1 protein-coding gene is annotated in these 235 nt (G+C 65.1%); it reads left to right on the top strand.

Features of this window, described 5'->3' with window-relative positions:
- On the top strand, positions 1–235 hold a 235-nt coding region (locus tag I53_RS04050), incomplete at both ends, for an NAD(P)-binding domain-containing protein (protein ID WP_148291061.1).

Below are 235 nucleotides of genomic sequence, written 5' to 3'. Positions count from 1 at the left end.
TGAGGCCAGCCAGCGTTGGACAGTGGTGGTGGAGCGCGAAGGCAAGCAGGTGGTGCTGCAACCGACGCAGTTGGTGCTGGCCACCGGCATGTCCGGCAAGCCCAATGTGCCGCGCTTTCCCGGTGCGGAAAACTTCCAGGGCGAGCAGCATCACTCGTCGCGCCATCCAGGGCCGGACGGCTATCGTGGCAAGCAGGTGGTGGTGGTCGGCTCCAACAATTCGGCCCACGACATC

Source organism: Methylobacterium sp. B1, assembly GCF_000333255.1.
GTDB lineage: Bacteria > Pseudomonadota > Alphaproteobacteria > Rhizobiales > Beijerinckiaceae > Methylobacterium > Methylobacterium fujisawaense.
Note: the sequence above shows the minus strand (reverse complement) of the source record. Positions and strands in the feature narration are given on the sequence as shown.